Consider the following 13,417-nt stretch of genomic DNA (forward strand, 5'->3'; position numbering starts at 1 on the left):
CGTTTTGGCTATCGACTGCGGGGGCGCTCCATCGCGATGCTCGACGGTTCAAAACCCAGGCGCGAGAAAAATTCCGAAGCGCCTTCACGGCCTGCGCGCAGAACCCAGGTGATGTCGGTGTTCTCGCCCATGACATGCTCGACCAGCGCCCGGCCAATGCCTTCACGTCGATGCTGCCCGGACACGACAACCATAGACAGATAACCGTTGGATAGGCTGTCGGTGATGCCACGGGCAAACCCGATGATCTGGGCATCTTTCACGGCAAGCGCGGTACGTTGGGAGCTGGCGATCAACTGCGCAAAATGTTCAGTTGATCCCAGGCGGTGGGCCCATCCGTTCTGCTCAAGAAACAGCCGCACGGATTCCGCTTCCGAGGGCAGTACATCGCGGACATGCAGGACGGCGCTCACCCGGAAATCACATTCTTGCCCGCCACTTTCGACCGATACAGCGCCTGATCGGCCCTGGCCAGAAGGCCGGTCTGTTGCTCTTCTTCAAAGCGCTGGACCACCCCGAAACTCATGGTCACCTGGAACTCACCCACAGGCGGCATGCTTGAGAGGCCTTGGCGGATTTTTTCGGCGAAGGATCGGGCGTCGGCCAGCGAGGTATTGGGCAGGATGAGGATGAACTCGTCACCGCCCCAGCGTGCCAGTAGATCGCCGTAGCGCACGCAGCGTTTCACGGTCTTGACGACCTGCACCAATGCCGCGTCTCCCAGGGCATGGCCGTAGTGATCGTTGATGTTCTTGAAGTCATCGATGTCCATGGCGATCAATGACAGCGGCTGGCGAAAGCGCTGGGCACGCTCGCATTCCTGAGGCAGGGTTTTTTCCAGGCGATAGCGATTGGCGATCGATGTCAGCGCATCGGTTTCCGCCAGTTTGCGATTTTCTTCCAGTTGAATTTGCAGCTGCTGATTGACCCGTGACAACTCACGGGTGCGTTCTTCGACGATGGCTTCAAGGGATTGATTGCGCCGCTCCATCTCCTCGAAGAGGCGTTTCTTGTCTTCGATGCTGCGGTGCGCACCGACCATCCGCGCGACCGATCCGTCGGCATTGCGTGCCAGCACGTAGCCGCGATCTTCGATCCAGATATAACTGCCGTCCTGCTTGCGGCAGCGATACTCGGCTTGATAGCCCGCCGTGTGTTGATTCAGGTACGCATCAAACAACGCCATCACCCGCGGGTAATCGTCGGGGTGCATCACGTTTTCCCAGGTAAACACGGTGTTGTCCAGGGAGTGCGGAGCATAGCCGAGCATCACGTACCACCCGGGATTGCGGTAGACGAACCCGGTGTTGGCATTCCAGTCCCAAATGCCATCACTGACCAGTTCCAGAATGGTGTGCAGCATGTCCTCGTTCAAATCCGACACATTGAATTTCAACGGCTCGATATTTGATGCCTCACCCATCACCGCTCTCCTTGCACTGATATCAAAGTGACCCGTCAGCCGGGAGATTAGTGCATGGTGTATTGCCCCGGCTAGTGCTTGGCCCACATCTGCATGGCGAAGTCGACGAAGCGACGCAATTTCGGCAAGCGATAGCGATCCTGAGCGTACACCAGGTGCATCGGCCGGCTGGGCAGTCGATAGTCTTGCATCAGCGCTACCAGGTTTCCGCTCAGCAGATCCTGCTCGACCAGCGCATCGGGCAACATCACGATGCCCATCCCGGTTCGAGCAGCCTGGTGCAGCCCGGCCGAGCTGTTGATCAGCATCGGTCCTCTGACGGCCACCATGACTTCGCCTTCCGGCCCGCTCAGCCGCCATTGCTTTTCCACGGATTGCCAGTCATCGCCGACCGGGTAGGCAAAGGACAAGCAGTCGTGCTGTTGCAAGTCTTCGGGTTTTTCCGGTGTGCCCCGGCGTGCCAGATAAGACTTCGAGGCGCACATGGTCAGCGTGTAGTCGATGAGCGGGCGGGCGATCAGGTTGGACGGTTCGATTGCGCCCAGGCGAAACGCCACGTCGAGGCCGTTTTCGAGAAGGTCGGGCCGCCCGTTGGTGAGCACCACGTCCAGTTTGACTTGCGGGTAACGCAGGGTGAACTCGCTGAGTGCCGGCGCAAGCTTTTCAGTGCCGAAGGTCAGCGGGGCCGTGATGCGCAAGGTCCCGCTCGGTGTGTCCTGACTTTGTTCGGCCAGCCGCTCGGAATCCTCCACCAATCCCAACACCTCCAGACAGCGCTGGTAATAGGCGGAGCCGAACTCCGTCAAACGCTGGCGTCGCGTCGTCCGGTTCAACAAACGCACACCCAGGCGTTGCTCCAGCGCGCGGAGGTGATTGCCGACCATGGTGGTGGACATTTCGCACTGCTGTGCGGCGGCCGTCATGCTCCCGGCTTCGACCACTTTGACGTAAACCGTCATTGCCTGGAATAAATCCATTATCAAGCTCAGCTTTAAGATGATTGAAGTGTTGCAGCGTTTATCCAGCTCAGGTGGCTAACCATACTGCAAAAACACCGACAATTGATGGAGCTTGATGTCATGACCGCCGCTTGCCTGATGACCACTTACCAACCCCTGGCCCTGAGTTTCAGCAAAGGCCTGGGCACTCGACTTTGGGATCAGGCGGGACGTGAGTATCTGGATGCGGTGGCGGGTGTGGCGGTGACCAATGTCGGCCACTCTCATCCCAAAATCGTGTCGGCGATCAGCGAGCAGGCCGGGCTGCTGTTGCATACCTCCAACCTCTACAGCATCGACTGGCAGCAGCGGTTGGCGCAGAAACTGACGCAGTTGTCGGGCATGGAGCGGGCGTTCTTCAACAACTCCGGGGCCGAAGCTAATGAAACCGCGCTGAAACTCGCACGGCTTTATGGCTGGCATAAAGGTGTCGAGCAACCGCTGGTGGTGGTGATGGAAAACGCTTTCCATGGCCGGACGCTGGGCACCTTATCCGCCAGCGACGGCCCGGCCGTGCGCCTGGGGTTCAACGAGTTGCCCGGCGACTTCGTCAAAGTGCCCTTCGGCGACCTCAACGCGCTGGACAAAGTGCGGCAAGCCCATGGCCCGCGCATCGTGGCGATTCTGATGGAACCGATTCAAGGTGAAAGCGGCGTCCAGCTGGCGCCTGCCGGTTACCTGAAAGCCGTGCGCGAACTGTGCAATCGGCGCGGCTGGCTGATGATGGTCGACGAAATCCAGACCGGCATCGGTCGTACCGGCCAGTGGTTCGCCTTCCAACACGAAGGCATCGTCCCGGACGTCATGACTCTGGCCAAGGGCCTCGGCAACGGTATCCCCATTGGCGCCTGCCTGGCCCGGGGAAAAGCCGCCGAGCTGTTCACCCCCGGCAGCCATGGCAGCACCTTCGGCGGTAATCCGCTGGCGTGTCGGGTCGGTTGCACGGTGTTGGACATCATCGAAGAACAAGGTCTGCTGGAAAACGCCAGGCTTCAGGGGGAACGCCTGCTGGCAAGACTGCGCGCCGAACTGGCCGACGACCCGAACGTCCTGGCGATTCGTGGCCAAGGCTTGATGATCGGCATCGAACTCAAGCAACCGATCCGCGACCTGACCCTGATCGCCGCACGCGACCACGGCTTGCTGATCAACGTGACACGGGGCAAGACCATCCGCCTGCTGCCACCGCTGACGATTGATGAGCGGGAAGTGGAGATGATTGTCAGAGGGGTTTGTCGGGCGATGAGAACATCCTGAGATCGTGTTCAGTAGTGATATCTACACATCACGACGCGAATCTCACCTTCATCGACCTCGTAGACCAAACGATGCTCAGCAGTAATTCGACGTGACCAAAAGCCGCTCAAATTGTGTTTGAGCGGCTCAGGCTTTCCGAGCCCGTCGAATGGTTCACGCTGGATAGCTGTGATGAGCAGGTTGATTCGTTTGAGTCCGGCCTTGTCATTTTGTTGGAACCATAAATAGTCGTCCCAACCTTCGGGAGTGAACTCAATATTCATTCTTCGATGAGTTGCCTGGATTGGGTCTTCCCTGCACGCAAGTTGCTGATCGATTTGATCAGGCGCTCAGCATTGGCGGGGGAGCGCAGCAGATAGGCGGTCTCTTCGAGAGCGTTGTACTCCGCCAGAGACATCATCACTACGGGTTCGCCTTTCTGGCGAGTAACCAGCAACGGCGCACGGTCTTCATTGACCCTATCCATGGTTTCGGCCAGATGGGCCCGTGCGGTGGTGTAGTTGATAGTTTGCATGTTGTAGTCCTCGCTCGATGCAAAGAACGTACAGAAATGAGTACAGGTTGACAAGGCGATACCTCCGAGTGGTCATTACGCAGACGATGTGTCTACGCTTGCACTGAGTATCGCCGAAGCTTCTTCAAGACGTTTCCGAGACCGATGTAATCCTAATCCGATTTGCCCGCGATCCGATCTACGGACAAACACACCCGCTCCCCCAAACTCTCCACCAACCGAACCAGATACCCATCCGGGTCCTGAACCAGAAATTCACGTTGCCCGACCTCCACCGCATCAGCGCGATACCAGACATCGGCGCAGGGACGAAACAGCGGCCATTCAACTTCGGCCAATCGTTGGAGTATCGGCTCGACGAGATCAACAGTGATCTGAAAGTTGATGCCCCGGCCAAACGGCGCTTCCAATGCTCCGGTCATCCACTGGCCTTCGTCTGGAGCGTATTGCTCCAGCATGATTTGCACGCCGTTGTTATCGAGGTAGGCGAAACCCGCTTCAGGGCGCTCGTAGGCAATCTTGAAACCGATTAGCGAGGTCCAGAAATGCAGGCTTTTCTTGATGTCGGTGACCATCAGTTCGGGGACTAACTTGCTCCGTGCAAACATACCAATCCTTTTTCAAACGCTGTGTGACGAGTCGGAAAGAGTGTTCACGAAGGCCGCGATTTCACCTCGATCCCTGAGTCTGATTTTTGAACCGCTGAACCCTTCGAACAGCTGCCGGTGTGCGGAAAACCCGCTGGAGTCTTTGCGAACACGATAACTGCCGGCCCATTCCAGCAACGCGATCAGCAATTCGTCGTTGTCCTGCCGGTTTTCTCGCTGACGAATATTGGCGGCGCAGCTTTCGTCGTCAACACACAGCCAGACCAGCGCTGTTGCACGGTTGATCAGTTCGCTGACGATCCAGCCGTAAACACCCTCAATCACCCAGCGCTCTTCATCGGCCAGCACGCGCGCCATGCCCAATGCTTCGGAGCGAGGGCGGGCGATGCTGCTTTCATCCGACAGCCAGTGGACGCGGTCAAGATCAGTCCACGGCGCATGCAGGTGTTCGGCCAGTCGTTTAGCCAGCCAGCTTTTGCCCGCGCCAGAGTTGCCGATGATCAGGGTTCGGGTGAGGTTCATGGTGGCTTACACGTTCAGTCGTCTGTGTCGGGCGCAATCATCCGCGTCTTCGGTGCACCGTTTGAATTGTGCTGAAAGATTTCCTGCGGCTGTCCCTTTTCATTGAAGAACACTTGGCCGATCCCTGCCGAATTCCATAGCCGTTCACCCGCTTCGGCATGTTCAGGGATGTGCGGGATGATGCGCATGCGACGGCGTTTGGTCAGCCAATTGAGCGGCGAGCGCGGCGAGTAGAGCCAGCGGTTGAGGCGGTCGAACCATTCGAGCAGCGTGGGCGGGAATTCGTTTTTGATGCCGCTGCTGGTGATCTGCCAGATCCTTGGACCGGCCTGGCGGTGTCGGATCAGGACTTCGTAGACGAAGGAATAATGCACATCGCCCGACAGCACCACGTAGTTACCCGGTGTGCGCGAGTGTCGGAAAATGTTCAGGATCACCTGAGCCGCGCCGCGATGGGCCATCCAGTTTTCCGCGTCGACCAGCAGCGGATAACCGCACCAGCTGAAGACGCGTTGCACGGTTTCGATCAGTTTGACGCCGAAGATCGGCGCTGGCGAAACAATGATCGCCGACGGGTGATCGAGCAGTTCCTGTTGCAGTTCGCTGAGCGCTTCCCAGTCCAGCAGACCCGAGGGTTGCTTGAGATTCATCTCGCTGCGCCAGCGTCGGGTGCGGGTGTCGATGACAACCAGCGCCGGAGTGGTCGGCAGCACGTAATGCCAGTGTTGAAAGCCGAGCAGATCATCGATCAGAGCGTCCTGGACGTCGCTGTCGAGATAATCGTCGTGCCCCGTGGCACTCAATAATCGGGCTTTTTCCAGCACGTCGCCGAACGCATCCGGGTTGTTGCCCCAGCCCTGGCACAGCATGTAGGCGAGCAGCGCGTTGCCGATGATGCGCTTGGAGAACGGATGGCCGTAGGCCGTTTCCTCCCATTGCGCGGACAGATTCCAGTCATCGGTAATGTCATGGTCGTCGAAAATCATCAGGCACGGCAGATGCGCCATGGCCCGCGCGACATCCCCCAGGCCCCCCTTGAAGTCATCGATACGCGTCTGTTCAAGGGCATAACGCTTGCGTCTTTCGGGCGTCAGCGCTGGCGGTTGTGGCGCGATCAGCGTCCAGGGAGTCGGCGACCAGACCAGCAGGTACATGGCCATGACTTCAGCGAATGTCACCAGGTGATTGTCGGCGCTGCTGCTGGTGAAAATCGGCTTGCGCGCTCCGCCGAAAAATCGCTCGCGCAAGGTTTTGTTGCTCTCAAGCGCCGGCAACAAATCCGCACGATGGTAATAACTGGCAGGGTGTTCGTAGAGTTTGGCGCTGTCGCTGACCACCGCACCTTCGAGGTGTTCTTCGAACAGCCCCAGTTGAGTGATCAGCGCATGGATCGCCCGCAACATCGGACCGGCGACATCGTCGGCGTACACCTGATCGCCGCTCATCATCAGCAGGGCCGGGCGCTCCGTCGCGGCATGTTCTGTCGCCAGAAAACGATCGACGCACAGCAAACCGTCGGCTGCCGGGTGGTGAGGTTTACGGCAGGAACCGTGCATCAACTGATCAATGCGCGAACGCAAAACAAAATTCGGGCAACGGGCTTCGCCGTACAGCAGATGAGGCGCCCAGTCGGCAATACCGGTCGCCGCGTCATCTATCAGCAAGTCATAGTCGATCAGGGTGTCGCAGGGCAGGGCGGTCGCCAGTGGTACATCGATCAGGTGAACGAAGGCATGCTTGCCCACCGGAATGACCGTGCATTGCCCGGCATCGAGGCGAATGTCGCCGACACCTTGCAGGCGCAAGGTCAGCGACAATGCCCGGGTTCCTACCAGCCAGAGCACCAGGCGCGTGGGCTCCAGACGCCGCAACAGCGGGCCGGCGAGGACCGGTGGCAGAGAGCGATGGCTGTCGGGGAATGGCGAAGACATGGACATGCAGGTTCAAGACTCTTGGTGCACAGAGCGCGCGATGATAGCGCAGCCAGCGCCCGGGATTATCTGATGGCTACTGGCTTGCTGCTGAAATTGTAAAGCTGAGCCGGGCAGTGTTCATTTGCCATCAATGATCACTGCGCATATCACAAACGTCAGGAATGCCGTCACCAGGCTGCAAGCTCCGGCTATCAAATGGCGCCCGACCGGATACTCATCCTGCTTGAACCTGGCGACTGTGAAGAGCCATGTTCCGAAGAAGACGCCAAAGGTCGCCATGATCGTATAGAGAAAGTAAGCAGGTCGTGTTTTTGTCTCATCGGGGCTCATGAACATCAGCACGATCGTCGCGACAATCAAACTGGCCAGAGCACCTGCCAGGTTGGCGAACCACAGATACAAGCTGCCACGGTTCCTCACTATCCAGAACCAGATCCCCGCTGACGCAGCCAAGAACACCAATATTGCGACGAGAACCATTCATTCTTCCTTGGTAACAATGGCGTCCATTGTTCTTTGAGGTGGGGCGATGGCGTGCACGATAGCAAATCAGTGGCGTGGTGTTGAAGTGAGACGGGCGATTCATCAAGGCAGCGAAAGGCTGTCCCCCCTCATGACACTGGTTTCCCCATTGGCCACCAGCCAGCGAAACAGCTCGCTCAGCGACACCGTATGACTGCGCTCGATCCAGCGCACCACCGCCGGACCGTAGTGTTCGGTGTAGCGGCTGAGCACCAGTTGGCGGCAGTCCGGTGACAGGCGCAGGGTGATTTCCCGGCAGTGCACATTAACCGCGTCGTGCCGGGTCACTCGCTGTTGCAGCGTCAAATGATTGCTTTCAGAAACCATCGGTCGGTACTCCTTCGCATTGAGGTTGGGTTGTTTGCGCTGAGCCTTGTTTGCCATCCTCCACATACGCGGCTCGATGCTCGGCGACCACGTTGCGCAAGGCGCTGTAGTAATCCGGCAATTTTTGCAGGCTGTCGGTCAGCGGTAATGCTTCGGCTCGACCATCGACGATGCCGCCGACCGTGTTGATCGTGGACAGCGTGTCCACGGTATCGCTGTTGCTGCCGAACGGATCGACCACAAAACTCAGCACTCGCCCGGCTGCATCGCGGCTGTTCGAGGTGCCGAACAAGGGCAGCTCGACGATCGGACCGTTGCCGATGCCCCACACGCCGAAGGTCTGGCCGAAATCTGCTTTGTGACGCGGGATGCCGGCCATGCCGGACACATCGATCAAGCCCACCACGCCCACGGTGGTATTGAGCGCGAAACGTCCCAACGTATTGACCGAGCGCATCGGGTTGCCTTGCAGCAGGTCGTTGATAAACACCTTGGGCTCGCCAAAGTTCGCGACAAAGTTGTGCACACCGGTCTGGAAAAAGTCCGGCAAGTACCGATAGCCACGGGCGACCGGCGCCAGGGCATAGTCATCGGCCACCCGATTGAAGGCAAAGACACCGCGGTTGAACGGTTCCGCCGGGTCGTACACCGAATAGCTGATTTCGGCACACGTCACGGTGGCGGACGCCGGCGGTTGGCTGCTGCAACCTGCCAGCCCGGCGGCCAGCACGGCCATCGATGTGTTGCGGACCAACCAGGGAGCACATTTGAAAGGCAACATGGACGCAAGTCTCGGGAGGAATTCGCCGAGATGCTGAGCCCCAGGCCTTGCACAAAGATGTCTGGTTTATTGCGGTGCTGACGCTTTATTGCAGGATTGAAATATATGACGCGCTGCCGTGAATGGTTTTAGATGGCGGCTCCATTCGCCCCTTAAGTGACCTTCGGTGAACAGCCTTTTAATTGTGGACGACGACCTTGAAGTCCTCGATCTGCTGAAAAAATTCTTCGTGCAGCACGGCTACAGCGTCGAGGTCGCCACCGACGGCGCGTCGCTGTGGGCGGCCATCGAGCGCCAGCCGCCGGACCTGATCATTCTTGACGTGATGTTGCCGGGGGACAGCGGATTGATCCTGTGTCAGCAACTGCGGATTCGCTACGCGATGCCGGTGATCATGCTGACCGCCATGGGCGAACTCAGCGACCGGGTCGTCGGCCTCGAACTCGGCGCCGATGATTACCTGACCAAACCTTTCGACGCCCGCGAGCTGCTGGCCCGGGTGCGCGCCGTGCTGCGGCGCGTGGACGAACGCCGGCCGGTCGTGACGGAGCGCCCACGGCCGCTGATCGACTTCGCCGACTGGCACCTCGACGTCACCCGCCGTGAACTGCGCTCGCCGGACAACGTGATGATCCCGCTGTCGGCCGGTGAGTTCGACTTGCTGCTGGTCTTCGTCGAACACCCTCAACGCATCCTCACCCGCGAGCAGTTGCTGGACCTGGCGCGGGGGCATTGCCATGACGCGTTTGATCGCAGCATCGATGTGCAAGTCAGCCGCCTGCGACGCAAGCTCGAATCCGACACCAAACGCCCGGCGATGATTCGCACGGTGCGCAATGGCGGTTATCTGTTCACCCCCAGCGTGACCCGGCGATGAGCTGGTTGAAGCGGATTCGCCGGGACACGGTGGCGCGCTGGATCGCCTTGACCATCATTCTGGCGATGCTGATTTCATTGGCGCTCAACGGGCTGTTTATCCAACTGGCGGGGGTGTGGGCGCGCCCACCGCTGACCGAAACCGGGTTGCTGGACAAAATGGCCGCCATCACCCGCATCATCCAGGCCGCCCCGGCGCCGCTGCGCAGCCAACTGGCGCACGCCGTCAGCGATGAGGGCTTCATCGTCAGTTGGCACCTTGATCGACGTGAGCTCAATCTGCCGACGGTGGACGACCTGGATTCCGAAATCGGCTCGACCATCCTGCATCCGTTGCTTAAGTTTGCCGCACGAATCCAGACCTACGAGCCGGCCGACTGGACGGAGCCCTCGGCGGACGCCCGTTACGCGCTGCTGATCCAGCTGCCGGACGCGACCTGGGTCATGTTCTCCGCCCCCTCGCGCAGCTGGGGCCTGGACGAAGCGCCGCGTTACCTGATCGTCATCCTGCTGGTGCTGATCTCCACCGCCCTGGTGGCGCTGATCGCCACCCGCCGCCTCGCCACACCTTTGCAACACTTCGCCGAAGGCGCCCGACGTTTCGGCGTGGACTTCCGCGCCCCGCCGATCGAACCGCTAGGCCCTCAGGAAATCCGCCAGGCGATCCTCGCGTTCAACGCCATGCAGGCCCAACTGCAACACTTCATTCGCGACCGCACCCAAATGCTCGCCGCCATCTCCCACGACCTGCGCGCGCCCTTGACGCGGATGCGTTTGCGCGGGGAATTCATCGAAGACAGCGAGCAACAGCAGCGGCTGTTTCGTGATGTGGATGAAATGCAGGCGATGATCAACTCGGCGCTGGAATTCTTCCGGGATGATGCGCGGCTTGAACCGGCGACCCAGTTTGATCTGGCCGAGTTGCTGCAAACGTTGCTGGATGATTACCGGGATCAGGGGGTTGAGATCGCCTACGTCGGGCCGACGCGGTGGGTGTATTTCGGGCGGCCGCTGGGGCTTAAGCGGGTGATGACCAATCTGCTGGATAACGCGATCAAGTATGGCAGTGAGCCGGCGATTGAGTTGATTGCTGATGCTGGGGAAGTGCGGATCAAAGTACTGGATCGCGGGCCGGGTATTCCGCAGGCCAGCCTTGAACAAGTGTTTGTGCCGTTCTTTCGCATGGAAGGATCACGCAACAAAAGCACCGGCGGTGTGGGCTTGGGATTATCGGCGGCGCGGGCGATAGTGTTGGAGCATGGCGGGGAATTGAAACTGCGAAATCGGTCGAAGGGCGGGTTGGAAGCGTTGGTGGTGTTGCCCGTGTAACCGGCCCAGGTGTCCATTTGAAAAACAGGGAATGACAGATGATTGATTTCAACAACAAAGGCTTCTTCAAACTCAAGCAAAACGACGAATACGCCGAACGCGTCACCGCGCTGCTACTGGACGGGGAACAGGTGATCGACTCCTACAAATCCATGCGCGATGGCGTGGTGTTTACCAACAAGCGGATCATCGCGGTCAACGTCCAGGGCCTTACCGGCAGCAAGAAAGACTTCACCTCGTTGCCGTACAAAAACATCGTGGCGTATTCGGTGGAAACGTCGGGGACGTTTGACCTGGATTCGGAGTTGGAGATTTATTTTTCGTCGCTGGGGAAGGTGAAGTTCGAGTTCACCGGGAAGACATCGATGGTGGAAATTTCGAAACTGATTTCCAAGCATTTGCTCTGAGTTGAGTGATCGAAGGCCCCGAAAAACTCGGGGCTCATCCCGGATGTCAGTCAGTTACACAACCCCCCCTGTAGGAGCGAGCCTGCTCGCGATAGCGCAGAGCAGCCAACATCAAATGTCGATCAGCACTGGCTCGCATGATCGCTGTACATACCGTTTTCTTTTTCAGCGCCTTCATCATCCGGAAACCAAATGCGTCCACGCCAAATTGAGCGCAATCGAGCCGGTGACGAGACTGACTGCCCCAGCGAACAGATGGCGCAGGAACAGGTTTTCCGGCTGTTGAAGCCTTGCGATGAGCCACATCCATGTTCCGACTAACGTGCCAAGCGCGGCCATGATCGAGAACAACATATAGGGAGCGTTCGGTGGGGCATCCCCGTTGGCGACGCGAGTCAGGTACTCCACGATCATTGCGACGATACAGCCACCTACGAAGCCCGCGAGATTGGCAAGCCACACATTCATGGTGCCGCGAGCGCGCACCACCCAAACCCACATTCCCGCCCACGCAGCGTAAATAACCAGCCAGTCGAACAGCATTATTTATTCCATCCCTTGGTGACCTGCCCCGGAAACGATCCACTGTGTTGGAGGGGGATGCAGTGGCTGCCGCGTTGTTCGCCCGCCAAGCACTGAGCATTGAAAGCCCCGAAAGCCCCGAAAGCTCGGGGCTTATTCAACCCGGGTTAGTGTTTTTGATGCACTTCATACTGGATGCTGTAGCCGTCGCCTAAATCGATCTTTTTAGACTCTGCAGTAGCCGTCAAAGGGATTTTTGCGGTGAGCTTATTTGTTTTTATGTCGGGGCGAATAGTGATGCATTGGGACTTGCTAATTTTGCCGATTTCTTCGCTTTTGTCGATCACGGTCGAACTTTCAATGATAATGGAAAGCTCGTTTTCTTTTGATAGTCCATCTATGGTAGTTCCATCAAATACAGGTGTGGAACGCAGGATTTTTTTATTCCCTTCGCAAACAAGCTCTACGTAATTACGCGTCTGACCTTCTTTTGAATAGTACGGAGCGTTAGAGTCAATCCGGTCTGAAGTTGTTCGCTTCGGTGTGATGAGTTTAAGGTCAACAACATAGCTTGGCGCGCTATGCGCTTGGCTTGCGAGAAGTACACCGGCGAGCAGAAGATACTTTTTCATTGTTTTCATCCTTGACGTGATTGAACTGAAACTGGCAGTTTGGTTTTTTATAGGTGCGATTTTTAAAATGTCTACAAGTTTATTTTGGTGAGGATGGAACCGGGTATCCCAGTTTTTCCTCAATCAGTTTGTAGACTGACTCATGGGTGCTGTAATTGATAACACCTGTTTTGCATGAGTCTTTGAGGAAGGATTTTACTGTTCCCTTGTTCGTGCCGTAGTGGCTGGAAACGTAGTCGTCCTCAAACTCTTGTACGCAATTGAAAAATTGTCGTCCCTTGCTTTGTTGCGAGCCATTGTTAGTCCTTTATGTGGTTTTTTAACGAAGTGCGTGGATCAGTGGCGACTATTTTGAGATTCGTGCCTGTCGAGAAATCTAGCAGAGGCAGTACGGAGGGCGCAATTGAAATAATGTCCTATGGCCATTACGTCCGAAGCGGGCGCGGATTCTGGTGACCACGACGGCCCACGCAGGAAAAACGGCTTAACCCACATTTCGTCACTCACTGAATATCCAGGGCGTTCGACGCTGTACTTGGGTGAAGCGCGCCACGCTCGAGTAATCGACTTTGATTTCCAATCATTTGCTGTGAGCTGAGTGATCGAAGGCGCCGAAAAACCCGTGGTTCATCCCGGATGTCAGTCAGTTCACAAAACCCCTGTAGGAGCGAGCCTGCTCGCGATGGCGTCAGTACATTCAGCATTGTTGCTGACTGATCTGACGCCATCGCGAGCAGGCTCACTCCTACAGGTTTTTCGGTCGAT

At 57.8% G+C, this 13,417-nt stretch carries 17 protein-coding genes; 4 read left to right on the forward strand and 13 right to left on the reverse strand.

Going from position 1 to position 13,417, the window contains the following annotated elements; translation table 11 throughout:
* Positions 1 to 8: 8 nt before the first annotated feature.
* The 3 genes from FBY01_RS15155 to FBY01_RS15165 all read right to left on the reverse strand — a co-directional run bounded on the left by FBY01_RS15155 (position 9) and on the right by FBY01_RS15165 (position 2,400).
* On the reverse strand, positions 9 to 413 hold the full coding sequence (locus FBY01_RS15155) for a GNAT family N-acetyltransferase (RefSeq protein WP_145308401.1): 405 nt from the start codon (positions 411 to 413) through the stop codon (positions 9 to 11).
* Complete coding sequence (locus FBY01_RS15160; RefSeq protein WP_145308403.1) at positions 410 to 1,423, reverse strand: sensor domain-containing diguanylate cyclase; 1,014 nt, start codon at positions 1,421 to 1,423, stop codon at positions 410 to 412. The genes FBY01_RS15155 and FBY01_RS15160 overlap by 4 nt, the downstream gene beginning before the upstream one ends.
* Positions 1,424 to 1,494: 71 nt before the next feature.
* Positions 1,495 to 2,400: a LysR family transcriptional regulator gene (locus FBY01_RS15165; RefSeq protein ID WP_077749364.1), complete on the reverse strand. Its 906-nt coding sequence runs from the start codon at positions 2,398 to 2,400 to the stop codon at positions 1,495 to 1,497.
* Positions 2,401 to 2,502: 102 nt separating this feature from the next.
* Here FBY01_RS15165 and FBY01_RS15170 point away from each other — a divergent pair, with 102 nt between their 5' ends.
* Complete coding sequence (locus FBY01_RS15170) at positions 2,503 to 3,678, forward strand: aspartate aminotransferase family protein (RefSeq protein WP_145308406.1); 1,176 nt, start codon at positions 2,503 to 2,505, stop codon at positions 3,676 to 3,678.
* Positions 3,679 to 3,686: 8 nt separating this feature from the next.
* On the opposite strand, the gene FBY01_RS15175 is transcribed toward FBY01_RS15170, so the two are convergent.
* The 8 genes from FBY01_RS15175 to FBY01_RS15210 form a co-directional block, all read right to left on the reverse strand.
* Positions 3,687 to 3,941: a Txe/YoeB family addiction module toxin gene (locus FBY01_RS15175; RefSeq protein WP_077749362.1), complete on the reverse strand. Its 255-nt coding sequence runs from the start codon at positions 3,939 to 3,941 to the stop codon at positions 3,687 to 3,689.
* The gene (locus FBY01_RS15180) at positions 3,938 to 4,192 is read right to left on the reverse strand and encodes a type II toxin-antitoxin system prevent-host-death family antitoxin (RefSeq protein WP_010458023.1); all 255 of its coding nucleotides are present in this window, start codon (positions 4,190 to 4,192) and stop codon (positions 3,938 to 3,940) included. Before FBY01_RS15180 ends, FBY01_RS15175 begins: the two co-directional genes overlap by 4 nt.
* 152 nt (positions 4,193 to 4,344) lie before the next feature.
* A complete protein-coding gene (locus FBY01_RS15185) occupies positions 4,345 to 4,800 on the reverse strand; it encodes a VOC family protein (RefSeq protein WP_083375792.1) in 456 nt (151 codons plus the stop codon).
* A 12-nt stretch (positions 4,801 to 4,812) separates the two neighbouring features.
* Positions 4,813 to 5,322 (reverse strand): adenylate kinase, encoded by a 510-nt coding sequence (locus FBY01_RS15190; protein ID WP_077749360.1) that lies wholly within the window; start codon positions 5,320 to 5,322, stop codon positions 4,813 to 4,815.
* Between the two features lie 14 nt (positions 5,323 to 5,336).
* A complete protein-coding gene (locus tag FBY01_RS15195) occupies positions 5,337 to 7,259 on the reverse strand; it encodes an alkaline phosphatase D family protein (RefSeq protein WP_372241869.1) in 1,923 nt (640 codons plus the stop codon).
* A 114-nt stretch (positions 7,260 to 7,373) separates the two neighbouring features.
* Positions 7,374 to 7,736, reverse strand: coding sequence for a hypothetical protein (locus tag FBY01_RS15200; RefSeq protein WP_010458015.1), 363 nt, complete (start codon positions 7,734 to 7,736; stop codon positions 7,374 to 7,376).
* Positions 7,737 to 7,841: 105 nt separating this feature from the next.
* On the reverse strand, positions 7,842 to 8,105 hold the full coding sequence (locus tag FBY01_RS15205) for a hypothetical protein (RefSeq protein WP_077749358.1): 264 nt from the start codon (positions 8,103 to 8,105) through the stop codon (positions 7,842 to 7,844).
* Complete coding sequence (locus tag FBY01_RS15210) at positions 8,095 to 8,886, reverse strand: VacJ family lipoprotein (protein ID WP_010458011.1); 792 nt, start codon at positions 8,884 to 8,886, stop codon at positions 8,095 to 8,097. The genes FBY01_RS15205 and FBY01_RS15210 overlap by 11 nt, the downstream gene beginning before the upstream one ends.
* 166 nt (positions 8,887 to 9,052) lie before the next feature.
* On the opposite strand from FBY01_RS15210, the gene FBY01_RS15215 reads away from it, so the two are divergent.
* From FBY01_RS15215 to FBY01_RS15225, 3 genes are read left to right on the forward strand one after another with little or no spacing between them, the layout of a single operon-like run.
* Positions 9,053 to 9,763 (forward strand): response regulator, encoded by a 711-nt coding sequence (locus tag FBY01_RS15215; protein WP_077749357.1) that lies wholly within the window; start codon positions 9,053 to 9,055, stop codon positions 9,761 to 9,763.
* A complete protein-coding gene (locus tag FBY01_RS15220) occupies positions 9,760 to 11,091 on the forward strand; it encodes an ATP-binding protein (RefSeq protein WP_145308410.1) in 1,332 nt (443 codons plus the stop codon). The genes FBY01_RS15215 and FBY01_RS15220 overlap by 4 nt, the downstream gene beginning before the upstream one ends.
* A gap of 38 nt (positions 11,092 to 11,129) precedes the next feature.
* Complete coding sequence (locus FBY01_RS15225) at positions 11,130 to 11,498, forward strand: PH domain-containing protein (protein ID WP_083375797.1); 369 nt, start codon at positions 11,130 to 11,132, stop codon at positions 11,496 to 11,498.
* A 177-nt stretch (positions 11,499 to 11,675) separates the two neighbouring features.
* Here the strand turns inward: FBY01_RS15225 and FBY01_RS15230 are convergent, their stop codons facing one another.
* Complete coding sequence (locus tag FBY01_RS15230; protein ID WP_010458003.1) at positions 11,676 to 12,041, reverse strand: hypothetical protein; 366 nt, start codon at positions 12,039 to 12,041, stop codon at positions 11,676 to 11,678.
* A 146-nt stretch (positions 12,042 to 12,187) separates the two neighbouring features.
* Positions 12,188 to 12,652 carry a hypothetical protein gene (locus FBY01_RS15235; RefSeq protein ID WP_010458001.1) on the reverse strand — a complete coding sequence of 155 codons (465 nt, stop codon included), beginning with the start codon at positions 12,650 to 12,652 and terminating at the stop codon, positions 12,188 to 12,190.
* Positions 12,653 to 13,417: the final 765 nt, after the last annotated feature.

It is taken from the genome of Pseudomonas sp. SJZ077, assembly GCF_007993905.1.
Lineage (GTDB): Bacteria > Pseudomonadota > Gammaproteobacteria > Pseudomonadales > Pseudomonadaceae > Aquipseudomonas > Aquipseudomonas mandelii.